The sequence below is a fragment of the Cupriavidus sp. H18C2 genome (assembly GCF_049393795.1).
Taxonomy (GTDB): domain Bacteria; phylum Pseudomonadota; class Gammaproteobacteria; order Burkholderiales; family Burkholderiaceae; genus Cupriavidus; species Cupriavidus pauculus_C.
On record NZ_CP186010.1, the window covers coordinates 2,362,061 to 2,383,322 of the forward strand.

General features: G+C 65.7%; 23 protein-coding genes. 2 read left to right on the top strand and 21 right to left on the bottom strand.

Features of this window, described 5'->3' with window-relative positions:
• Window position 1: 1 nt before the first annotated feature.
• The 20 genes from acpS to EPAKOI_RS10685 all read right to left on the bottom strand — a co-directional run bounded on the left by acpS (window position 2) and on the right by EPAKOI_RS10685 (window position 18,513).
• Window positions 2-430: a holo-ACP synthase gene (acpS, locus tag EPAKOI_RS10590; protein ID WP_124683825.1), complete on the bottom strand. Its 429-nt coding sequence runs from the start codon at window positions 428-430 to the stop codon at window positions 2-4.
• On the bottom strand, window positions 427-1,209 hold the full coding sequence (gene pdxJ, locus EPAKOI_RS10595; protein WP_124683824.1) for a pyridoxine 5'-phosphate synthase: 783 nt from the start codon (window positions 1,207-1,209) through the stop codon (window positions 427-429). The genes acpS and pdxJ overlap by 4 nt, the downstream gene beginning before the upstream one ends.
• A 25-nt stretch (window positions 1,210-1,234) precedes the next feature.
• On the bottom strand, window positions 1,235-2,119 hold the full coding sequence (gene recO / locus EPAKOI_RS10600) for a DNA repair protein RecO (RefSeq protein ID WP_423192175.1): 885 nt from the start codon (window positions 2,117-2,119) through the stop codon (window positions 1,235-1,237).
• Window positions 2,120-2,124: 5 nt separating this feature from the next.
• The gene (gene era / locus EPAKOI_RS10605) at window positions 2,125-3,063 is read right to left on the bottom strand and encodes a GTPase Era (RefSeq protein WP_124683822.1); all 939 of its coding nucleotides are present in this window, start codon (window positions 3,061-3,063) and stop codon (window positions 2,125-2,127) included.
• The gene (rnc, locus tag EPAKOI_RS10610; protein ID WP_124683821.1) at window positions 3,060-3,830 is read right to left on the bottom strand and encodes a ribonuclease III; all 771 of its coding nucleotides are present in this window, start codon (window positions 3,828-3,830) and stop codon (window positions 3,060-3,062) included. The genes era and rnc overlap by 4 nt, the downstream gene beginning before the upstream one ends.
• Window positions 3,831-3,834: 4 nt before the next feature.
• Window positions 3,835-4,146, bottom strand: a complete 312-nt coding sequence (locus EPAKOI_RS10615) for a DUF4845 domain-containing protein (RefSeq protein ID WP_253699806.1) — start codon at window positions 4,144-4,146, stop codon at window positions 3,835-3,837.
• A gap of 132 nt (window positions 4,147-4,278) precedes the next feature.
• Window positions 4,279-5,178: a signal peptidase I gene (lepB, locus tag EPAKOI_RS10620; RefSeq protein WP_124683819.1), complete on the bottom strand. Its 900-nt coding sequence runs from the start codon at window positions 5,176-5,178 to the stop codon at window positions 4,279-4,281.
• A gap of 63 nt (window positions 5,179-5,241) precedes the next feature.
• On the bottom strand, window positions 5,242-7,035 hold the full coding sequence (lepA, locus tag EPAKOI_RS10625; RefSeq protein WP_124683818.1) for a translation elongation factor 4: 1,794 nt from the start codon (window positions 7,033-7,035) through the stop codon (window positions 5,242-5,244).
• Between the two features lie 271 nt (window positions 7,036-7,306).
• Entirely contained in the window at window positions 7,307-8,797 is a 1,491-nt protein-coding gene (locus EPAKOI_RS10630; RefSeq protein WP_124683817.1) for a DegQ family serine endoprotease, read from the bottom strand.
• A gap of 130 nt (window positions 8,798-8,927) precedes the next feature.
• The gene (locus tag EPAKOI_RS10635; protein WP_124683816.1) at window positions 8,928-10,007 is read right to left on the bottom strand and encodes a MucB/RseB C-terminal domain-containing protein; all 1,080 of its coding nucleotides are present in this window, start codon (window positions 10,005-10,007) and stop codon (window positions 8,928-8,930) included.
• A gap of 8 nt (window positions 10,008-10,015) precedes the next feature.
• Complete coding sequence (locus EPAKOI_RS10640) at window positions 10,016-10,672, bottom strand: sigma-E factor negative regulatory protein (protein ID WP_313835375.1); 657 nt, start codon at window positions 10,670-10,672, stop codon at window positions 10,016-10,018.
• Between the two features lie 106 nt (window positions 10,673-10,778).
• Window positions 10,779-11,378 (bottom strand): RNA polymerase sigma factor RpoE, encoded by a 600-nt coding sequence (gene rpoE / locus EPAKOI_RS10645; RefSeq protein WP_092594264.1) that lies wholly within the window; start codon window positions 11,376-11,378, stop codon window positions 10,779-10,781.
• 252 nt (window positions 11,379-11,630) lie between these two features.
• Entirely contained in the window at window positions 11,631-12,863 is a 1,233-nt protein-coding gene (gene fabF, locus EPAKOI_RS10650; protein WP_423192176.1) for a beta-ketoacyl-ACP synthase II, read from the bottom strand.
• Window positions 12,864-13,066: 203 nt separating this feature from the next.
• Window positions 13,067-13,306, bottom strand: coding sequence for an acyl carrier protein (gene acpP, locus EPAKOI_RS10655; RefSeq protein WP_008644813.1), 240 nt, complete (start codon window positions 13,304-13,306; stop codon window positions 13,067-13,069).
• A gap of 169 nt (window positions 13,307-13,475) precedes the next feature.
• Window positions 13,476-14,225, bottom strand: coding sequence for a 3-oxoacyl-ACP reductase FabG (gene fabG / locus EPAKOI_RS10660; protein WP_124683814.1), 750 nt, complete (start codon window positions 14,223-14,225; stop codon window positions 13,476-13,478).
• A 20-nt stretch (window positions 14,226-14,245) separates the two neighbouring features.
• Entirely contained in the window at window positions 14,246-15,181 is a 936-nt protein-coding gene (fabD, locus tag EPAKOI_RS10665) for an ACP S-malonyltransferase (RefSeq protein WP_124683813.1), read from the bottom strand.
• Window positions 15,182-15,253: 72 nt separating this feature from the next.
• Window positions 15,254-16,234 (bottom strand): beta-ketoacyl-ACP synthase III, encoded by a 981-nt coding sequence (locus EPAKOI_RS10670; RefSeq protein WP_124683812.1) that lies wholly within the window; start codon window positions 16,232-16,234, stop codon window positions 15,254-15,256.
• 87 nt (window positions 16,235-16,321) lie between these two features.
• Complete coding sequence (gene plsX, locus EPAKOI_RS10675; protein WP_124683811.1) at window positions 16,322-17,401, bottom strand: phosphate acyltransferase PlsX; 1,080 nt, start codon at window positions 17,399-17,401, stop codon at window positions 16,322-16,324.
• Window positions 17,402-17,593: 192 nt separating this feature from the next.
• A complete protein-coding gene (rpmF, locus tag EPAKOI_RS10680) occupies window positions 17,594-17,773 on the bottom strand; it encodes a 50S ribosomal protein L32 (protein ID WP_008644820.1) in 180 nt (59 codons plus the stop codon).
• Between the two features lie 122 nt (window positions 17,774-17,895).
• Window positions 17,896-18,513: a YceD family protein gene (locus EPAKOI_RS10685; protein ID WP_423192177.1), complete on the bottom strand. Its 618-nt coding sequence runs from the start codon at window positions 18,511-18,513 to the stop codon at window positions 17,896-17,898.
• A 177-nt stretch (window positions 18,514-18,690) separates the two neighbouring features.
• Here EPAKOI_RS10685 and EPAKOI_RS10690 point away from each other — a divergent pair, with 177 nt between their 5' ends.
• A complete protein-coding gene (locus EPAKOI_RS10690; protein WP_124683809.1) occupies window positions 18,691-19,290 on the top strand; it encodes a Maf-like protein in 600 nt (199 codons plus the stop codon).
• A gap of 2 nt (window positions 19,291-19,292) precedes the next feature.
• Complete coding sequence (locus EPAKOI_RS10695) at window positions 19,293-20,024, top strand: SAM-dependent methyltransferase (RefSeq protein WP_423192178.1); 732 nt, start codon at window positions 19,293-19,295, stop codon at window positions 20,022-20,024.
• A gap of 48 nt (window positions 20,025-20,072) precedes the next feature.
• Here the strand turns inward: EPAKOI_RS10695 and EPAKOI_RS10700 are convergent, their stop codons facing one another.
• Entirely contained in the window at window positions 20,073-21,230 is a 1,158-nt protein-coding gene (locus EPAKOI_RS10700) for a S49 family peptidase (protein ID WP_124683807.1), read from the bottom strand.
• Window positions 21,231-21,262 lie beyond the last annotated feature (32 nt).

Consider the following 21,262-nt stretch of genomic DNA (forward strand, 5'->3'; position numbering starts at 1 on the left):
TTCAGTTCGAGGCTGTTTCAGGCAGCGGGCCGGGCTGGCCAGTCCGCTCGGCGATCGCGAAGGCGACCGCGTAGTCGTGTTCATCGCTGACACTGACCCGGATGGTCAGGCCGCGTTCCCTCACCCAGTCGGCCAGCTCGCCCGTGCATTGCGGCGTGGGCTCGCCCGACGGCAGGTTCAGCAACTCCATGGCCCGCCACGTCATCGGCCAGCGCATGCCCAGGCCGATGGCCTTGGAGAACGCCTCCTTGGCGGCGAAGCGCGTGGCCAGGAACGCCAGGCCGCGCTTTTCCGAGCGGGCCTTGCGCGCGTGGTAGACCTTCAGTTCGCGGGGGCCGAGCACCTTCTCGGCAAAGCGGCCGCGCGTGCGGTCCATCACGCCCTGGACGCGGTCGATCTGGATGATGTCGGTGCCGACGCCGTAGATCACGCGGCCTGCCCCGGCACCGGATAGCGGGTGCCCAGCCGGGCGGCGACCATGATCGCCTTCATCTCGCGCACGGCGTTCTGCCAGCCGACGAAGACCGCGTGGGCCACCACCGCGTGGCCGATGTTCAGTTCCTGGATGCCGGGCAGCGCCGCAATGCGCTGCACGTTCGTGTAGTGCAGGCCGTGGCCGGCGTTGACGACAAGCCCGTGCTTCTGGCCCGCCGCGACGCCCTGCGCCACGCGCTGGAATTCGGCTTCCTGCGCCTCGGCCGTGTGGGCGTCGGCGTAGGCGCCGGTATGGATCTCGATCACGGGCGCCTTGCAGGCGGCCGCAGCGGCAATCTGGTCGGCATCGGCGTCGATGAACAGCGAGACGCGGATGCCGGCATCGGCCAGTTGGCGGCACGCGGCGCTGACCTGCTCGAAGTGGCCGGCCACGTCGAGCCCGCCTTCGGTGGTCACTTCCTCGCGCTTCTCAGGCACCAGGCAAACGTCCTGCGGCTTGATCTCGCAGGCGATGTCGAGCATCTCGGCGGTGATCGCGCATTCCAGGTTCATGCGCGTGGCCAGCCGGGGCCGGAGCGCGCGCACGTCGGCGTCGCGGATGTGGCGGCGATCCTCGCGCAGGTGCAGCGTGATCAGGTCCGCGCCGGCTTCCTCGGCCTGCAGCGCGGCCTGGATCGGATCGGGATAGACCGTGCCGCGCGCATTGCGCAGCGTGGCAACGTGATCGATATTGATGCCGAGGTCGATGACCCCGGGATGCGCGTGGAAAATCATGCCGGCTTGCTCGGGATAAGGGAAATCAAAGGTACTGCAGGTCGATCAGGATCTGGCGCGTCTTCAGCGGCTCGCCCTGCAGATAATAATGCAGCAGGAACCGCATCAGCGCGCGGCTTTGCGTAACCGTTTGTGCGCGGCCGTAGTCGTCCTGCGCCATGTCCAGCAGCGTCTGGCCCGATACCACCGGCCAGCTCGACGGATCGCTCGCCTGCGCGCGCCGCACGCCGCGCTCGGGCTGATAGACGTAGTCCAGCCCCGCCTGCACGCGCTCGCCGGTCTTGGTGCACTGGTCGAACGCCACCGCAAAGCCGGTTTCCTGCAGCAGCACCCGCTCGAAGCTGCGCAGCACCAGGCTGGCCGATTCGCCATGCGCCAGCCGCGTCAGCGTGATCATGTAGTGCTTGAACAACGCCGGATGCGCGTCTTCGCGCGGGCAGAAACGCAATAGCAGTTCGTTGAGATAGAAGCCCGAGAGCAGCGCATCGCCGGCCAGCGGCAGCATGCCGCCGACGTACTCGGCCTTGGTCAGCGTCTTGACCTCGCCCCGCCCCGTCCAGGACAGCGCGATCGGGTGGAAATGCTGGAGCACCGGCCGCAGCGCCGAATGCGGGCGCTTGGCGCCCTTGGCGACCATCGCCATGCGGCCGTGGTCGCGTGTGAACACGTCCAGGATCAGGCTCGTTTCGCGGTACGGGTAGGCGTGCAGCACAAAGCCGGCCTCGTTGCTGACGCGCAGTTCGGAGCGCGCCGGCACGATCCGCATGGCGCGGTCCATCATCTCGCGGCCGGCGGCCACGGCCGGGTTCAGCGCGGGAATGCCACCCGACTCCAGCACCTCGGCCGCTTCCTCGGCAATCGGATCGGCACTGCGCGCACGCGGCGCGGCGGCGCGGCGCACGTCGGGCATCTTGCTCACTCGTAGCCGTAGGCGCGCAGTCCGGCTTCGTTGTCGGCCCAGCCGCTCTTGACCTTGATCCACATCTCCAGGTAGACCTTGCCGTCGAACAGCTTCTCCATGTCCAGGCGCGCCTCGGTGGAGATCTGCTTGAGCTTGCTGCCCTTGTTGCCGATGATCATGGCCTTGTGGGCGTCGCGCTCGACCAGGATCGTGGCGAACACCCGACGCAGCCGGCCTTCGGTCTCGAACTTGTCGATGACGACGGTGCTCGTGTACGGCAGTTCGTCACCGGTCCAGCGGAACACCTTCTCGCGGATGATTTCCGACGCCAGAAAGCGCTCGCTGCGGTCCGTCATGGCGTCGACATCGTACATCGGCTCGCCTTCGGGCAGGAACGGGCGGATGATGGCCAGCAGCCGCTGGATGTGGTCGCGTGTCTTGGCCGACATCGGCACCACTTCCGTGAACGGAAAGCGCTGCCCCATCTGCTCCAGGAACGGCATCATCACTTCATAGCGGCCTTCGCCGATGCGGTCGAGCTTGTTGCAGACCAGCAGCACCGGCACGTTCTTCGGCAGCAGCGTCAGCACCTTTTCGTCATCGGGGCCGAAATAGCCGGCTTCCACGACGAACAGCACCACATCCACCGACGACAGCGTCGACGTGACGGCGCGGTTCAGCGACCGGTTCAGCGCGCTGGCGTGCCGCGTCTGGAAGCCCGGCGTGTCCGCGAACACGTATTGGGCGTCGTCCGTGGTCTGGATCCCGACGATGCGGTGGCGCGTGGTCTGCGCCTTGCGCGACGTGATGCTGACCTTCTGGCCGACCAGCGCGTTCATCAGCGTGGATTTGCCGACATTGGGGCGGCCAACGATGGCCACGGTGCCGCAGCGGAAAGCCGGGGCACCGGACGGGTCCGCAGCATCCTGCTGCGGAGGGAGAGAATCGGTCATTCCTTCAACCTGAGAGACAACTGGGGATCCGGCGGCACCGGCTGCTTGCGCGTCTTGCCCGTGCGTTCGGCACGGCTGCGCTTGAGCAACTGCGGCACCAGCTTCTGGACTTCGTCCAGCGCCAGCTTGGCCGCCGCCTGCTCGGCCGCCCGGCGCGACGCGCCGGTGCCGAACACGCGCACCTCCAGTTTAGGCACGATGCACTCGACTTCAAATTGCTGGCTGTGCGCCGCGCCGTGCGTGGCTATGACGTTGTACTGCGGCAGGGCAATCTTGTGGCCCTGCAGGTACTCCTGGAGCAGCGTCTTGGCATCCTTGCCCAGCGTGCGCGGATCGACCTGCTCCAGAATGGGGATATACAGCTTGCGGATCAGCGCCCGGGCGGCGTCGAATCCGCTATCGAGAAAGACCGCGCCGACGATGGCCTCCAGCGCATCGGCAAGGATCGAGGGGCGGCGGAAACCGCCGCTCTTCAGTTCGCCCTCGCCCAGGCGCAGCGCGTCGGACAGTTGCAGCATCTGCGCAATCTCGTACAGCGCCTGCTGCTTGACCAGGTTGGCGCGCACGCGCGACAGGTCGCCCTCGTCCAGCTTGCCGAACATGCCGTAGAGCATGTCCGCCACCGCGCAGTTGAGCACCGAATCGCCCAGGAATTCCAGCCGTTCGTTGTGCTGCGCATTATGACTGCGATGCGTGAGCGCCTGCTGCAGCAATTCGGGCTTGCTGAATCGGTAGCCGAGACGTTGCTGCAAGGCGTCGAGGGTCATGTCTTTACTGCGTTCCCGAATAGGTAATCAAAAAGCTCAACGGTCCGTAGACCTTCACTTCGGTCCGGTATTCGAAGCCGATGGACCGGATTCGGCCGGTTTCGTCCTCGTTCACGTCCAGATCCTCACCCCGGATCGAGGTGATGTTGTCGATCTGGGCCTGCCTGTCGAAATTGGCGGCCACATCCTTGCGGTTCATGGCCCGGTCACGGGCGTAATTGATCGCGCGCTTGACCGAGAAATATTCCATGGCACTGGGTAACGATTTCAGTGCCGGCAATGCGACCGCCGCAATCAGAATGACGACGACCAGCATCGACCCCAACGAAAATCCAAGTGATCTATCGATCACCAAAGCACGGACTTTCCCCCGATTAACCCCAAACTGCTGACCCATCGCGCTGCCCTCTTTAGTGAGTGTTTTGCGCCGCCTGGAGCCGCCAACTGCTTATTTGAACGACCCCACGCGCCCGAAATTGCCCAGATTCATCCAGATCATGAAGGCCTTGCCGACGATATTCTTGTCCGGCACGAACCCCCAGTAACGGGAATCGAGGCTGTTGTCACGGTTATCTCCCATGACGAAATAGTGACCTTCCGGCACCTTGCACGTCAGGCCCTGCTGATTGTAAGTGCAGTTATCGCGGAACGGAAAATCCGGATCGGCGCCCGCCACGAATGCCGGCCGGTCCGCGTCGTTCAGGATGCCATGTTCGGGGCCGCCCGGCAGCTTTTCGGTGAAATGCTTCGAGTAGGCCAGCCGTTCCTCATCAAGGTATTCCGGCAACTGGCTGTATTCGGCGGGCTTGCCATTGATCGTCAGCTTCTTGTTCTCGTAGCGCACCACGTCGCCCGGCACGCCAATCACGCGCTTGATGTAGTCGAGCGATTCGTCCTTCGGGTAACGGAACACCATCACGTCGCCACGCTGCGGCTCGCCGATATCGACGACCTTCTTGTTCACGACCGGCAGCCGGATGCCGTATTCATACTTGTTCACCAGGATGAAATCGCCGATCAGCAGCGTCGGGATCATCGATCCGGAAGGAATCTTGAACGGTTCGACCACGAACGAGCGCAGCACGAATACGGCCAGGATGACCGGGAAGAAGCTCGCCGAATATTCCAGCCACCACGGCTGGCGCATTTTTTCCTCGGCCAGCCTGGCGCGCGAGCGATCCAGATCGGCGGTGCCCTGCCCGGCCTGCATGTACTGGCGCTGCGAGTCGAACTCGGCCAGCGCCAGTTGTGTGACGCTGCGGCGCTGGCGTTCGAAGACCAGCTTGTCAGCAACCCAGGCAATGCCCGTAATGACGACCAGCACGAAAAGGATCAGTGCAAAATTCATGACGGCTTGGAGTGATGTCTATTTTGTTGGTATCGCCCGGAGTTTCCGGCCGGCTGGCGACGCTTATTTGTCGTCCACCTGCAGGATGGCCAGGAAGGCTTCCTGCGGGATTTCCACCGTGCCCACCTGCTTCATCCGCTTCTTGCCGGCTTTCTGCTTTTCCAGCAGTTTCTTTTTCCGCGAAATATCGCCGCCATAGCATTTGGCCAGCACGTTTTTGCGCAGCGCCTTGACGTTCTCGCGCGCGATGATGTTCGACCCGATGGCGGCCTGGATGGCCACGTCGTACATCTGGCGCGGAATGATTTCCCGCATCTTGGCCGCCACCTCGCGCCCGCGGTATTGCGAGTTCGAGCGGTGCACGATGACGGACAGCGCGTCGACCTTGTCGCTGTTGATCAGGATGTCGACCTTGACCACGTCGGACGGACGATACTCCTTGAATTCGTAATCCATCGACGCATAACCGCGCGACACGGATTTCAGCCGGTCAAAGAAATCCATGACGATTTCCGCCATGGGAATCTCGTATGTCAGTTGCACCTGCTTGCCGTGGTAGCTCATGTTGATCTGCGAGCCGCGTTTCTGCGTGCACAGCGTGATCACCGAGCCGACATAATCCTGCGGCATATACAGGTTGACGGTCACGATCGGTTCCAGAATTGCCTCGATCCGGCTCGGATCGGGCATTTTGGCCGGGTTTTCCACCGTCACCATCGTGCCGTCGCGCAACTGGACCTGGTAGACCACGGTCGGCGCGGTCGTGATCAGGTCCATGTCGAATTCGCGCTCCAGCCGTTCCTGCACGATTTCCATGTGCAGCAGGCCCAGGAAGCCGCAGCGGAAGCCGAAGCCAAGCGCCTGCGAGACTTCCGGCTCGAACTGCAGCGACGCGTCGTTCAGGCGCAGCTTTTCCAGCGATTCGCGCAGCGCTTCGTACTGGTTGGCTTCCACCGGATACAGGCCGGCAAACACCTGCGGCTTGACTTCCTTGAAGCCGGGCAGCGGTGCTTCCGCCCGGCGCTGGATCGTGGTGATCGTGTCGCCGACCTTGGCCGCCTTCAGTTCCTTGATGCCGGCGATGACGAAGCCCACCTGCCCGGCCGTCAGCGCGTCGCGCTGGATCGATTTTGGCGAAAATACGCCCACTTGCTCGGTCAGGTGCTGCGCCCCGGTGGCCATCAGCAGGATCTTGTCCTTGGGACGCAGCGTGCCGTTGACCACGCGCACCAGCATCACCACGCCGACGTAGTTGTCGAACCACGAGTCGATGATCAGCGCCTGCAGCGGCGCGTCCGCGTTGCCCTTGGGCGGCGGCACCTTGGCGATCAGCGCCTCGATCACGTCTTCCACGCCCTGGCCGGTCTTGGCCGAGCACGGCGTGGCGTCGCTCGCGTCGATGCCGATGACGTCCTCGATTTCCTGCTTGGCGTTGTCCGGATCGGCCTGCGGCAAGTCAATCTTGTTCAGCACCGGCACCACTTCCACGCCCAGCTCGATGGCGGTGTAGCAGTTGGCCACAGTCTGCGCTTCCACGCCCTGCGACGCATCGACGACCAGCAGCGCGCCTTCGCACGCCGACAGCGAGCGGCTGACTTCGTAGCTGAAGTCGACGTGGCCCGGCGTGTCGATCAGGTTGAGGTTGTAGACCTGGCCGTCGCGCGCCTTGTAGCTCAACGCGGCGGTCTGGGCCTTGATCGTGATGCCGCGCTCTTTCTCGATGTCCATCGAGTCGAGCACCTGCGCTTCCATTTCCCGATCCGACAGCCCGCCACAGCGCTGAATGATCCGATCGGCCAGGGTCGATTTACCGTGGTCGATGTGGGCAATGATCGAAAAATTACGAATATGGTCCATCTAATGATCTGGAAAGCGCCAGCGCGGCCCGGCAAGTCAGATGGCGCGGGCGCGGCAAGAAAGGAGGGGCGCAGGATTTTGCGCCAATCCGCGATTTTACAGTAGTTTCAAGGACTTCCGTCGCGGGAAATGGGTGGCGCGTGGCGCGCCGGCCGCCGTCCGGCATGGCGCCCCGCGCACGCGCCAAGAAAAAACGCGCCGGAGATGCCCTCCGGCGCGATTTCCTGGCCGACGAACGGCCCGAAACGGGCCATTTCCGTGCCCCAGCGCCTTAACGGCTCTGGCTCGGACGCAGCGTCAGCACCTGCGTGGCGTCGCCGCGTCGCACGAACACTGCGGCCATCCGGTTGCGATCGAGCCCCTTGACCAGCTCGTTGAACTGGCGCGCGCCCGTGATATCGGTGTCGCCGACGCGCAGGATCACGTCGCCGGGCCGGATGCCGGCGCGGGCCGCCGGGCCGTCGGCCGTCTCGACCTCCACGCCAGACTTGATCTTCAGCTCGCGCAGCTTGGTCTCGGCAATGTCGCTGACCACCAGCCCCAGCGCGTTCGGCTTGGCGGCCTGCTGCTCCTCGCCGCCGCTGTTGCCACGGCGATCCCCCTTGCGGGCGGCGGACTTGGCGCCATCCGGCTCCAGCTCGGCCACGGTGATCTGCACGTCGCGCGTCTGGCCCTTGCGCCACACCTGCAGCGGCACGCGGGTGCCCGGCTTGGTATCGCCGACCATGCGCGGCAGGTCGGACGCCTTCTCGATGTCGCGGCCGTTGAACTTCAGGATGATGTCGCCGGCCTCGATGCCGGCCTTTTCCGCCGGACCACCCGGTTCGACGCTGCCGACCAGCGCGCCCCGCGCCCGGCCCAGCCCTAGCGAGTCGGCGGCTTCCTTCGACACATCGCTGATCGCCACGGCGATCCGGCCGCGCGTCACCCGGCCGCTCGTCTTGAGCTGCTCGGTCACGCGCATCGCCTCGTCGATCGGAATCGCGAATGAAATGCCCATGTAGCCACCGCTGCGGCTATAGATCTGCGAGTTGATCCCGATGACTTCGCCGCGCAGGTTGATCAGCGGCCCGCCCGAGTTGCCGGGGTTCACGGCCACGTCGGTCTGGATGAACGGCAGGTAGTCGCCCGTATCGCGGCCCTTGGCCGACACGATGCCGGCGGTCACGCTGTTGTCGAGTCCGAACGGCGAGCCAATGGCCAGCACCCACTCGCCCGGCCGGATCTTGTCCGAATCGCCAAGCGCCAGGCGCGGCAGGTTGCTCGCCTCGATCTTGAGCAGCGCCACGTCCGTGCGCTTGTCGGAACCGATCAGCTTGGCCTTGAACTCGCGCTTGTCGGGCAGCGTGACGTAGATGGTCTCGGCGTCCGCCACGACGTGGGCGTTGGTCATCACGTAGCCGTCGGCGCTGATGATGAACCCCGACCCCACGCCCCGGCTCTGCTCTTCGCCCTGGGGCGGCGTCTGCGGCTGGCCGCGGCGCGGCGGCGTGGGCGTGCCGGGCATCGGGACGCCGAAGAAGCGGCGGAAGAACTCCGCCATCTCGTCGTCCTCGGGAGAATTGCCGCGCGAGCGCACGCGCTCCGTGGTGCGGATATTGACCACGGCGGGACTCGCCTTTTCGACCAGATCGGTGAAATCGGGCAGGTTGTAATTCGAGGCCGCGGCCTGGGCGTGGCCCAGTTCGGATACGGCCGGACCAAGCACAAGCATGGCCACCATGACCATGGCCCGCGCCAGGGCTGGGGATCTGGAAATCATCGACGAACTCCCGGGAGAATCAGCGAGAAACGGTTGCTTCGCGGCAGGCTTGGCCGGGGGCGCCTGCGAAGCGCACGGCCTGGTGGTCCGGCGCGGGATTCGCTGCCCCGCCGACACACCAGGAACTGGCTCAGTGTAACGCCTTGGGCGGGCGGTACTCCACGCCGGCTGCGAACTGCTTGACGGTGGCGGCCGGCACTTCACCGACCACGGTGATCCAGTAGTCGGACACCCGTCGCACCACCACCTGGGTCGCCCCGAGCGAGGCCACGCCTTCGCGGCGGGCACGTTGTTCCGAGACCGGCTCGATGAACACCGACAGGCCGGTCAGCCCATCGCTGTACACCACCTGCAGCACCTCGAACACGCCGGCGGGCTTGCTGCCCTGCGGCGGGGTCCGCAATTCGCCCAGCGGGCGGCGGACTTCGCGAATCTTCTGGAACCCCTTGATCGGGGTGTTGATGGTCCAGCCCTCGTCGGCGATATTGGCCGACTGGTAGCTGACCTCGTAGTGGTTCCACGACGCCGCAGCCTTGATGGCGTTCAGGATGCGTTGCTTGTCCGACGGCACGCCGATGTCGACCTGCGAGAACGCCACCTGCTCCAGCACCTTGCCGCCTTCGCCGATGGTCTGGGCGCGCATCAGCAGGCCGGAGTTGCGGTCCGCCCAGAGGCGCACGGCGTACCGGGCCGAATCATGCGGCTCCAGCGCGAATACCTCGCACTCGACACCGGCAACGCGCTCCGCCGGCAGCTTGCGCATGTCGTACAGATCGAGCACGTCGCTCTTGTTCGTGGCCAGCAGCGCCGGGAAGCGGTCCTTCGCCTCCTGCTTCTCGACCACGACGAGCTTCGCCTCGGGAATCAGGCTATGCACGACGTCGTTCTGGCGCAGCACCTCGCGCGGCTTGCCGTCCAGGGTCTCCAGGCGTTCGTACTCGTTGTGCGCGAGGTCGCTGTAATGCTGGATACGCGAGGCATGCATGACGCTGCCGCGCTGGTAGATCAGCGTGCCGACGTAGTTCTCGCGCTGGGCGGCGCGATGAATCTTGTTGAGCCACGCGGTGGCATCGCGTCGGTTCAGCGTGCTGTCCGACGGCTGCGCGGTGGCCGCGGCAGCAGTCAGACACAAGGCCAGAAAAAAGGACCTGCGCAGGCCCTTCCTTCCATGTACGCCCGCTACATTTACGGGCGACCGTCCTTTATGCATGTCCGGCATTATTCCTGCGAATTATCCTGGGAGAAGTTGGCACCGTTGGCCACTGTGCGCATGGTCGGCACAAAGGCGTCGGTCGCCACCGACGTGCGGTGCGCACGCAGGTATTCGTCGAGCCGCGGATCGCGGATCATCTGCGCGCTGTCGGCGGAGACGGTAACGATGCCGCCCGGCGCGGCCGCGACCGGCGCACCGGCCTTCATCGCGCTGCCAGGCTGCTGGTCGGCGCGCGCCACGATGGCGTCCGGCGCTCCTACGTCACCCGTGCCGCGCATCTGCGGCACGACCACCCAGCTCACGGCGGCCACGGCGGCGGCGATTGCCGTACCGGGCACCACGCGGCGCACCCACGACGGGCGCACCAGCAGGCGGTGGCGGCGTGCGGCGGCTACCGCCGGCACCAGCACGTGCGGTTCGGCCTCGAGCCGGGCAGAAAACCGGGAAAGAAAATCGGCGGTGGACCCCGCGTGCGACAGCTCTTCCGAGCGCAGCGTGTCACCGATCAGTTGATACATCGACCAGTCGGCCATCCCGCTATCGTCTTTCGCGATATCGAGCGCCGCGTCGACTTCGTGCGCCGTCAGCTCACCATCCATCAGGATGGAGACCTGCTCCGCTGCTTCCATTACATGAACCGACTGCTTATGAGCCTGACCCATTTCCAACCCCAAGAAATTCCATGAAACACCGATAAATCCCGTCACTACCGCTTGTCGTTTATCGATGCAGGAATAGGCTGCAACGCTGGCTGCACGACATTCTTACTTACCACCGCTTGCCCTCTGCCGTTCCCAGCAGGGGCCGCAATTTTTCCGCAATCGCCTCGCGCGCCCGGAAGATCCGCGAGCGCACCGTGCCGATCGGACACCCCATCGCCTCCGCGATCTCCTCGTAGCTGAGGCCTTCGATCTCGCGCAGCGTGATGGCGGTACGTAATTCCTCGGGCAATGCTTCCATCGCGCGGTTTACCGTATCGGCAACCTGGCGCGTGTGCAGCATGGACTCCGGCGTATTGATATCCCTTAGTTGCTCACCGTCCGCAAAAGTTTCAGCCTCTTCGGCATCGATATCGCTGGAGGCTTCGGGACGGCGCCCCTGGGTCGCCAGGTAGTTCTTGGCAGTGTTGACAGCGATCCGGTACAGCCACGTGTAGAAGGCGGACTCCCCCCGGAACTGGGGCAGGGCACGGTAGGCCTTGATAAAGGCATCCTGCGCCACATCCTCCACTTCTGCGGGGTCCCGGACAAGGCGCGAGATCAGGCGGATGATCTTCCGGTGGTACTTGACCACCAGCAGTTCAAAGGCCTTCTTGTCGCCCTGCTGGACGCGTTCAACTAGAAGCTGATCGGCTTCGCGTTCGCTCACGAATGGTTCACCTGCTGCAGTGTATCTCTTGGTTTCGTCGTCACGACAAGCGTTGTATTTTACCTACGATCGGGGCGCCGCTGGGTGTCGCAAAGCGCATTCTGTGACCGCGGAGACGCAAATTGGTTCACTTGCCGGGTTGCGCGGTTGCACCGGTGTGCAACCGCGGCAGGGAACGAACCGGGAACATGCGGAATGGAGACCGGGCCCTCCGGTCGAAGGGCCCGGTCCCGCGCGACGGCTGCCGCGCGTTCAGATACGGCGGAAAACGAGCGTGCCGTTGGTACCGCCGAAGCCGAAGTTGTTCTTCACGGCCACGTCGATCTTCATGTCACGCGCGGTGTTGGCCACGTAGTCCAGGTCGCACTCGGGATCCTGGTTGAAGATGTTGATCGTCGGCGGCGACACCTGATTGTGCAGCGCCAGCACCGTGAAGACCGATTCCAGGCCGCCCGCGCCACCCAGCAGGTGGCCGGTCATCGACTTGGTCGAGTTGACGGCCACCTTGTAGGCGGCGTTGCCCAGCGCCAGCTTGATCGCGTCGGACTCGTTCTTGTCGCCCAGCGGCGTCGACGTGCCATGCGCGTTCAGGTAGTTCACCTCGTCCGGATTCACGCCGGCGTCCTTCAGGGCCGCCACCATGCAACGGCGCGGGCCGTCGGTATTGGGGGCGGTCATGTGGAACGCGTCGCCGCTCATGCCGAAGCCGACCAACTCGGCGTAGATCCGGGCGTCCCGGGCCTTGGCCGATTCGTACTCTTCCAGCACCATCACGCCGGCGCCCTCGCCCAGCACGAAGCCGTCGCGGTCCTTGTCCCACGGACGCGACGCGGTAGCCGGGTCCTCGTTGCGGGTGGACAGCGCGCGCGCCGCGGCAAAGCCGCCGATACCCAGCGGCGAGACCGTCGACTCGGCGCCGCCGGCCAGCATCACGTCGGCGTCGCCGGCCTGGATCAGGCGGGCGGCCAGGCCGATGCTGTGCAGGCCGGTCGTGCAGGCCGTCACGGCCGCCAGGTTCGGACCCTTCAGGCCGTGGATGATCGACAGGTGGCCCGAGATCATGTTGATGATCGACCCCGGCACGAAGAACGGCGAAATCCGGCGCGGGCCGCGGTTGGCCAGCGTCATCTGCGTGTCCTCGATCATCGGCAGGCCGCCGATGCCCGAGCCCACCAGCACGCCCACGCGGTCGGCGTTGGCGTCGGTCACTTCCAGACCGCTGTCCTTCAGCGCCTGCGAACCAGCCGCAATGCCGAAATGGATGAAGGTATCCATATTGCGGGCTTCCTTGGCCGGGATGTATTCCTCGGCGTTGAAGCCCTTCACCTCGCCGGCAAAATGAACTGCCAGGGCGGAGTGATCGAATTTGGTGACGGTGGCGATGCCGGACTTGCCGGCAACCAGATTGGCCCAGCCTTCGGCAACCGTGTTTCCGACCGGAGACACAAGGCCGAGCCCAGTGACGACGACGCGACGACGGCTCACTATTCTTTCCTACGAGTGCGTGAAGTGGAACCGGAATGCTTCAGGACCCGGCGCGGGCTGCCGACATATGTCATAGGGCAGTTGGCCAGAAACCTTTCCGATACAGCTTCTTCGAACAGACGAAAGCCACAGAAAACGGCATGACAGGACCGTGACGGCCCCGTCCATGCGCCTTCTGTGGCTCGGAATATGATGACGACGGCTTAAGCCTTGACGTGCGCGGTGGCGTAGTCGATGGCTTGTTGCACGGTCGTGATCTTCTCGGCTTCCTCATCCGGAATTTCCATGCCGAATTCATCTTCCAACGCCATCACGAGTTCAACCGTGTCCAGCGAGTCCGCACCGAGGTCATTCACGAACGACGATTCGTTCTTGATGTCTGCCTCGGCCACGCCAAGCTGTTCAGCCACGATTTTCTTGACGCGTTGTTCGATATTGTCCATGTAACCCTCCAGGGAAGTTCGACAAAAAGTGGGCGCATTTTAGCAGGTTTGGACCACAAAAAATCCGCCTGCCAATCTTTGCAAGAATCGCGCCCGATTGGTTTCAAAAACAGCCACTTCAACCGGCTTCTTGCGGCTTCTCCCTCGAAACCGAAGCCGGCCAGAATCCTCAGTTCATGTACATGCCGCCATTCACGTGCAGCGTGGTGCCCGTGATGTACGCGGCCTGCGGACCAGCCAGGAAAGCCACCGCGTTGGCGATGTCCTCGGGCTGGCCGAGGCGGCCCAGCGGAATGCGCGATTTCAGGCTGGCCTGCTGCTCTTCCGACAGGACCTTGGTCATGTCCGTGTCGATGAAGCCCGGCGCCACGCAGTTCACGGTCACGTTACGGCTGCCGATCTCGGCCGCCAGCGCGCGCGTCATGCCCTCCACGCCGGCCTTGGCCGCCGAGTAGTTCATCTGGCCCGCATTGCCGACCGACCCCACCACCGACGTGATGTTGATGATGCGCCCGCCGCGGGCCTTCATCATCGGGCGCAGCACGGCGCGCGACAGCCGGAACACGGCCGTCAGGTTCGTGTCGATCACGGCCGTCCAGTCGTCGTCCTTCATGCGCATGGCCAGTTGGTCCTGCGTGATGCCGGCGTTGTTCACCAGCACGGCCAGGCCGCCATGCGTCTTCACGATCTCGTCGATCACGGCGTCGCAGCGCGCGGCGTCGTTCACGTTCAGCACCACGCCATGCCCCTTCAGCCCTTCGGCCGACAGGTATTCGCCGATGCCCGCGGCGCCGGCCTCGCTCGTGGCGGTGCCGATCACCATGGCACCCTGGCGGGCCAGTTCCAGCGCGATCGCCCGGCCGATGCCGCGCGAGGCGCCCGTCACCAGCGCGACCTGATTTTCCAGCGTCTTGCTCATGTTGCGTTCGTTCCTTGGTCTTATTTCAGCAGCGCCAGCGTTTCCTGCAGCGATGCCGGATCGAAGATTGCACCACCCACCAGGTTGCTGTCGATGCGCTTGGTCATGCCGGCCAGTACCTTGCCCGGGCCGCACTCGATGACATGGGTCACGCCCTCGGCGGCCATCTTCTGCACGCACTCGACCCAGCGCACCGGCGCGGCGGCCTGGCGGACCAGCGCGTCCTTGATCTGGTCCGGGTCGTTGACGATGGCCACGTCGACGTTGTTGACCAGCGGGATCGACGGCGCCGAGAACGCCAGGCCGGCCATGCGCTCGCGCAGGCGGTCCGATGCCGGCTTCAGCAGCGACGAGTGGAACGGGGCCGACACCGGCAGCGGCAGCGCGCGCTTGGCGCCCTTGCCCTTGGCGATCTCGCACGCCTTTTCCACGGCGGCCTTGTTGCCGGCGATCACCACCTGGGCCGGGGCATTGAAGTTGACGGCTTCCACCACGCCCACACCGGCCGCGGCCGCCTCGGCGCAGGCCGCGCGCACGTCATCGTCGGACAGGCCGAGGATCGCGGCCATGCCGCCCTCGCCCACCGGCACCGCTTCCTGCATGGCCTGGGCGCGGAAGCGCACCAGCGGCACCGCGTCGGCAAACGGGATCACGCCCGCGGCCACCAGGGCCGAATACTCGCCGAGGCTGTGGCCGGCCACCAGCGCCGGCGCAGGACCGCCAGCATCCAGCCAGGCGCGGTACACGGCCACGGCCGCGGTCAGCATCACGGGCTGGGTGTTGGTCGTCAGGTTCAGTTCTTCCGCCGGGCCTTCGGCAATCAGCTTGCCGATGTCCTGGCCCAGCGCCGCCGAAGCTTCGTCGAGCGTGGCGCGCACCACCGGGTGGTCGGCGAACGCGTTGAGCATGCCAACCGATTGCGAACCCTGTCCGGGGAAAACGAATGCGAATTTCATCGGCAATCCAGTCCTAGCTATTCATCGTGTCGAGCGGTGCGGCGCCGGCTGGCGGCGCGCACCGGCCGCATATTACATGCGCAGCAGCACCGCGCCCCAGGTGAAGCCGCCGCCCACGCCTTCCATCAGCACGGTCTGGCCCGGCTGGATGCGACCGTCGCGCACGGCCACGTCCAGCGCCAGCGGGATCGACGCGGCCGAGGTGTTGCCATGCTCGTGGACCGTCGCCACCATGCGCTCGCCGGGCAGGCCCAGCTTCTTGGCCGTACCCTGCATGATGCGGATGTTGGCCTGGTGCGGAATCAGCCAGTCGATCTGGTCAGCCTGCATCTCGGCCGCGGCGATGGCCTCGCGGGCCACCTTGTCCAGCACCGTGACGGCCAGCTTGAACACCGCCTGGCCGTCCATGTGCAGGAAGGCATTGCCGGTGATGGCGCCGCCGGACACGTTGCCCGGCACGCACAGGATATCCACGTGGTTGCCATCGGCATGCATGGCCGACGACAGGATGCCCGGCTCGTCCGAGGCCGTCAGCACCACGGCGCCGGCGCCGTCGCCGAACAGCACGCAGGTGGTGCGGTCGTTGAAGTCGAGGATGCGGGAAAACACTTCGGTGCCGATCACCAGCACGTTCTTGTGCGATCCGCTGCGGATGAACTTGTCGGCCGTCGACATCGCGTACACGAAGCCGGAGCACACCGCCTGCAGGTCGAACGCCGCGCAGTGGTTCGTGATGCCGAGCTTCTGCTGCACCAGGCAGGCGGTGCTCGGGAACACGAAATCGGGCGTGGACGTGGCCACGATGATCAGGTCGATGTCCTGCCGCTCGATCCCGGCGGCGGCAATCGCCTGCTCGGCGGCCTTGACCGCTAGATCGCTGGCCGTGACGTCGGGTTCCGCCCAGTGGCGCGCCGAAATGCCGCTGCGCGAGACGATCCACTCGTCGCTGGTCTCGATGCCCTTCTCGGCAAGCTGCGCGGCCAGGTCGTGATTCGTGACGCGCCGCGGGGGCAGGTAGCTCCCCGTGCCGATGATTTTTGCGTACTTGGTCATGAGTGTGTCGGATCGTGGTGCTCGCCGGTCCGCCCTGGCCAGGCCGTCGGGCGAACCCTCCGGCCAGCCGCCCTGGGGCGCGCGGCCTCAGGCGGCACGGGTATCGGAATGAGGGTCCGGTGTGTCTGTCTCCGGGCCCGCCGTCGCGGCGCCAGCGGCACCGGACTTGTTGGCGAAGGCCTTGGCAATGCGTTCGATGACGCCATTTCTGGCCGCATCATACCCGCGTTTGATCGCCCACTCAAAGGAATGGGCATCGGCGGATCCGTGGCTCTTGATCACCAGCCCGCGCAGGCCCAGCAGCGAGGCACCGTTGTAGCGGGCCGGGTCCAGCCGCCGCGCCAGGCGCGACAGCACCGGCATGGCCACGGCCGCCAGCAGCTTGGTGAACCACGACCGGGTGAATTCTTCCTTGATCATGCTGCCGATCATCTTGGCCAGGCCCTCGGTGCTCTTGAGCGCCACGTTGCCGACAAAGCCGTCGCAGACGACGATGTCCGTCGTGCCCTTGAAGATGTCGTTGCCTTCCACGTTGCCGTAGAAGTTGAGCTCGGAAGCGCGCAGCAGCTCGCCGGCGGCCTTGACCACCTCGTTGCCCTTGATCACTTCCTCGCCGATGTTGAGCAGGCCCACCGTCGGGTGGTCCTTGTGGTCCACCACGGCCACCATGGCCTCGGCCATGCGCGCGAACTGCAGCAGGTGTTCCGGCTCGCAGTCGGCATTGGCGCCCAGGTCCAGCACCGTGGTGCCCCAGCCCTGCTCGTTCGGAATCGTGGTGGCGATGGCCGGCCGCTCGATGCCTTCGAGCGTCTTGAGCACGTAGCGCGACACCGCCATCAGCGCGCCCGTGTTGCCGGCGGAAATACAGGCCCCGGCCTTGCCTTCCTTGACCTGCGTCACGGCCACGCGCATCGAAGAATCCTTCTTCTTGCGCAGCGCCACTTCCACCGGGTCGTCCATGGTGATGACCTCGGTCGCGGCCACCACGGTCACGCGCGGATGATCGGTCGCGTGCAGCTTCTTGAGCTGCGCGGCGATGGCGTCGGGCAGGCCGACGAGGACCATCTCGGCGTCGTCGTGACGCGAAAGAAAACTGATCGCCGCCGGCACTGTCACGGAGACTCCGTGATCACCGCCCATGCAGTCGATAGCGAGCTTGATCGTCATTGTTTCCTGATACGGAAAGCGCGCCGGCACCCGCCGCCTCGGTTCGCGGGGACGCAACCAGCCGGACGCGCGAATACGCTGCCGTGCGGGCGCCGAGCGCCCAACAAAAAAGCGGCAACGAGCTTGCCGCTTTCCTGTTTTACACCTGACAACGTGCGCGAGCGAGACACAGGGTCACGCCAGACGACCTGGTCAGTCGTTCTTGGTCTTGATGACCTTGCGACCACGGTAGTAGCCGTTCGGGCTCACGTGGTGGCGCAGGTGGGTTTCGCCCGTGGTCGGCTCGACGGCCAGGGGGGCGACCGACAGATGGTCGTGCGAACGATGCATGCCGCGCTTGGACGGCGACTTCTTGTTCTGTTGAACAGCCATGATGACTCCTTCGAGAATTTTGCGATATTAACACACGCATCCTGCGCAAGGCGTAGCCGGGGCCCGGCCGGATGCTTGACCTGCTACCTGGATGACCGCCACCGGCCGCGCCTCGCGCGGCGTCAGTGCCTGGTCTTCAGGCCGGCCAGCGCCGCGAAGGGCGATGGCCGCTTTTCTTCCTCGGGTGCAGCCTCGGGCTCCACCTCGCCGTCCGCCCCGGTGACGAGCGACTCGTGCACCGTGGGGCAGACCACATGCTTGGGTGCCGTCGGCAACGCCAACAGCACTTCATCCTCAATCAGTTCCAGCGCCGAGAACTTCTTCGACCCCACGATCACGTCGAGTTCGTCGTCGTCCATCGGCGCCTCGTCGGCGGCCGCCTCGCTGGCTACCACCTCGAAGCACATCTTCGTGGCGATAGGCTCGGCGTACACGCCCAGGCATCGCTGGCAATCCAGCCAGACACGGCCGTTGACCGTCACCTCGACGAACAGCCGCTGCGCCGCCGGCGCGCCGGGCTCGGCCGCCTCCTCCCGCGCAAACCCGGCGAGGGTGTAGGCAAATGCCTCGTCCCGCGTGGACGCTGGCGCATCGGCAGCCGTCTCGGCTAAGATGCGCGGCAAATCGCGCACCGGCACCTCTCCCGCCACGCTGCCACCTTTGCGGCAGAAGACGAAGAGATCGGTTTCACGCAGGTCGAAGGCCACGGCGGACGCCGCTGGCTGGGTCGGCTGACTCATACTGAATCGCAGAAATGCCTTGTTTGCCACACATGAGCGGCAACGATGTGCCTGTGCAGCTAAACGCGCGATTATACGTTGTTTTTTCCGGATCGGTCAAAGTATACGAACCCGCGCCCGCTGGCGCCCCGTATGCCGGCCATCTTTCGCCACCGCCCTAGCGACCACCCTGTTCCTATGTCTTCCGATGCCCGCCCTGCCCTGATCCTCGGGTCGAGTTCCCCGTACCGCCGCGACCTGCTGGCGCGCCTGCGGGTGCCGTTCGAGGTGGCGACGCCCGACATCGACGAAACGCCGCTGCCCGGCGAACGCCCCGACGCCACCGCGCTGCGGCTGTCGCGCCTGAAGGCCGAAGCCATCGCCCAGCGCCACCCGGGCGCACTGGTGATTGGCTCGGACCAGGTCTGCACGCTCGACGACCTGCAGATCGGCAAGCCCGGCACCCACGAGAAGGCGCTGGCCCAGCTCCAGCTCATGCGTGGACGCACCGTCACATTCCACTCGGCCCTGTGCCTGCTCGACAGCCGCAACGGCGTGGCCCAGCTTGCCGACGTGCAGACGCGTGTCACGTTCCGCAACCTGTCCGATGCCGAACTCGACGCCTACCTGCGCATCGAGACGCCGTACGACTGTGCTGGCAGCGCCAAGGCCGAGGGCCTGGGCATCGCCCTGCTGGCGCGCGTGGAATCGGACGATCCGACCGCGCTGATCGGCCTGCCGCTGGTGGCGCTGACCGCCATGCTGCGCCAGGCCGGCTACCCGATCCTGGGAGCCTGACCATGCCCGGCACGCTATTCCTGATTCCCAACACGCTCGGCAAGCGCGACGAACACGACCCGGTGAGCGACGTGATTCCGGCCGGCGTCCAGCAGATTGCCGCGCGGCTCGACTACCTCGTCGCCGAGAACGCCAAGACCGCCCGCGCCTTCCTGAAGAAACTGGGCGAAACGGCGCCGCTGGCCCATGCGATCCAGCAGATCGAGATCCGCGAGCTGAACGTCAATACGAAGGCCGACGCGCTGGGTGCGCTGCTGGACCCCATCGCCGCCGGGCGTGACGGCGGGCTGCTGTCCGAGGCCGGCGTCCCGGCCGTGGCCGACCCCGGCGCGGACCTCGTGCGGCTGGCCCATGCGCGCGGCATCGCGGTCCGCCCGCTGGTCGGGCCCAGTTCGATCCTGCTGGCGGTGATGGGTTCGGGCCTGAACGGCCAGAGCTTTGCGTTCAACGGCTACCTGCCGGTGGACGCCGAGGAACGGGCCCGCAAGCTGCGCGACCTGGAACAGCGTTCGCGCAAGGCGCAGCAAACCCAGGTGTGGATCGAGACGCCGTACCGGAATGGCGCCCTGCTGGACGCGCTGCGCCAGCATTGCGCCGGCACGACCCTGCTGTCGATCGCCGTGGACCTGACGCTGCCGACCGAAGCCATCGTCACGCTGCCCATCGCCGACTGGCGGCCGGACCGCCTGCCGCTGCACAAGCGCCCGGCGATCTTCTCGCTGCTGGCCCAGTAAGAGTAAGAGCCTGGGCTGCCGGGACCGGCCCGGCAGCCTTGGCCAGCGTCAGCGCACCACCGGCGCGCCAACGCTCAGCATGACCTTCATCGCGGCCGATCCCACCGCCGCGCCAAACCGCTTGGCCACGCGCTCGGCCACGTTTTCCTTGACCGTATAGTCGACGATGTCCTCGGCCTTGAACACGTCGCGCGCCACATAGTCGGCGCTGCCCAGGCCGTCGGCCAGCCCCAGCTCCACCGCGCGCTCGCCCGACCAGAACAGGCCCGAGAACAGCTCCGGATCGTTCTTGAGCCGGTCGCCGCGGCCTTCCTTGACCACGTCGATGAACTGTTGGTGAATCTGCTTGAGCATCGATTCGGCAAACGCGCGCTGGCGCGGCACCTCGGGCGAGAACGGGTCGAGCATCCCCTTGTTGGCGCCCGACGTGTAGAGCCGCCGCTGCACGCCGATCTTGTCCATCAGGCCCGTGAAGCCAAACCCGTCCATCAGCACGCCGATCGAGCCGACGATGCTGGCCTTGTCGACATAGATCTTGTCGGCCGCGGCCGCCACGTAGTAGCCGCCCGACGCGCAGATTTCCTCCACCACCACGTAGAACGGCTTGTCCGGATAGATCTTGCGCAGCCGGTGGATCTCGTCGTTGATGATGCCGGCCTGCACCGGCGAGCCGCCCGGCGAGTTGATCTTGAGGATCACCCCGGCCGCCGACGTGTCGCCGAACGCCGCCTGCAGCGACGCGTTGATCGACTCCGCGCTGGCCGGCGTGCCGGCGGCGATCTCGCCTTCCAGCGTGACCATGGCGGTATGGCGGCCGCTGGTGCTGGTCAGGCCGTCGCCCTTGAAGTCGATGACCGCGAACAGGATCAGCGCCAGGATGCCCAGCCCCACCAGCCGGAAGAAAATCTTCCAGCGCCGCGCCGCGCGCTGCTCGCGCAGGCTGGCCAGCAGCACCTTTTCCAGCACATCGCGTTCCCAGCCGCCGGCCGCCCCGCCCACCGGCTTGGCCGGCTTGCCAGCCAGGCGGGCGCGGCGTTCGTCGGCCTCGCGCTGGGCCGCGTCGTCGCCGGCCTTCAGTTCGTCCTCCAGCGGATAGTCGGCACGCGGCGCGGTTTCCAGCGTCTCGTTGCGCGGCGGCGGCTCGGTGCCCCGGTCGGGCTGGCCCGGTTGATCGGAAGGCGATGGCGGTTTTTGCTGTTCTGTCATGCAGATGGACTCAAGCGTCAAACGGGGCCCGG

Coding starts and splice junctions, on each gene's coding strand:
- EPAKOI_RS10690 (WP_124683809.1), top strand. CDS start 18,691: ATGTCTTCCGATGCCCGCCCTGCCCTGATCCTCGGGTCGAGTTCCCCG.
- rnc (WP_124683821.1), bottom strand. CDS start 3,830: ATGACCCTCGACGCCTTGCAGCAACGTCTCGGCTACCGATTCAGCAAG.
- fabG (WP_124683814.1), bottom strand. CDS start 14,225: ATGAGCAAGACGCTGGAAAATCAGGTCGCGCTGGTGACGGGCGCCTCG.
- EPAKOI_RS10695 (WP_423192178.1), top strand. CDS start 19,293: ATGCCCGGCACGCTATTCCTGATTCCCAACACGCTCGGCAAGCGCGAC.
- recO (WP_423192175.1), bottom strand. CDS start 2,119: ATGCCCGACGTGCGCCGCGCCGCCGCGCCGCGTGCGCGCAGTGCCGAT.
- fabD (WP_124683813.1), bottom strand. CDS start 15,181: ATGAAATTCGCATTCGTTTTCCCCGGACAGGGTTCGCAATCGGTTGGC.
- EPAKOI_RS10670 (WP_124683812.1), bottom strand. CDS start 16,234: ATGACCAAGTACGCAAAAATCATCGGCACGGGGAGCTACCTGCCCCCG.
- EPAKOI_RS10700 (WP_124683807.1), bottom strand. CDS start 21,230: ATGACAGAACAGCAAAAACCGCCATCGCCTTCCGATCAACCGGGCCAG.
- acpP (WP_008644813.1), bottom strand. CDS start 13,306: ATGGACAATATCGAACAACGCGTCAAGAAAATCGTGGCTGAACAGCTT.
- EPAKOI_RS10640 (WP_313835375.1), bottom strand. CDS start 10,672: ATGGGTCAGGCTCATAAGCAGTCGGTTCATGTAATGGAAGCAGCGGAG.
- era (WP_124683822.1), bottom strand. CDS start 3,063: ATGACCGATTCTCTCCCTCCGCAGCAGGATGCTGCGGACCCGTCCGGT.
- lepA (WP_124683818.1), bottom strand. CDS start 7,035: ATGGACCATATTCGTAATTTTTCGATCATTGCCCACATCGACCACGGT.
- pdxJ (WP_124683824.1), bottom strand. CDS start 1,209: ATGATTTTCCACGCGCATCCCGGGGTCATCGACCTCGGCATCAATATC.
- lepB (WP_124683819.1), bottom strand. CDS start 5,178: ATGAATTTTGCACTGATCCTTTTCGTGCTGGTCGTCATTACGGGCATT.
- EPAKOI_RS10685 (WP_423192177.1), bottom strand. CDS start 18,513: ATGAGTCAGCCGACCCAGCCAGCGGCGTCCGCCGTGGCCTTCGACCTG.
- plsX (WP_124683811.1), bottom strand. CDS start 17,401: ATGACGATCAAGCTCGCTATCGACTGCATGGGCGGTGATCACGGAGTC.
- EPAKOI_RS10635 (WP_124683816.1), bottom strand. CDS start 10,007: ATGCATAAAGGACGGTCGCCCGTAAATGTAGCGGGCGTACATGGAAGG.
- EPAKOI_RS10615 (WP_253699806.1), bottom strand. CDS start 4,146: ATGCTGGTCGTCGTCATTCTGATTGCGGCGGTCGCATTGCCGGCACTG.
- rpmF (WP_008644820.1), bottom strand. CDS start 17,773: ATGGCTGTTCAACAGAACAAGAAGTCGCCGTCCAAGCGCGGCATGCAT.
- EPAKOI_RS10630 (WP_124683817.1), bottom strand. CDS start 8,797: ATGATTTCCAGATCCCCAGCCCTGGCGCGGGCCATGGTCATGGTGGCC.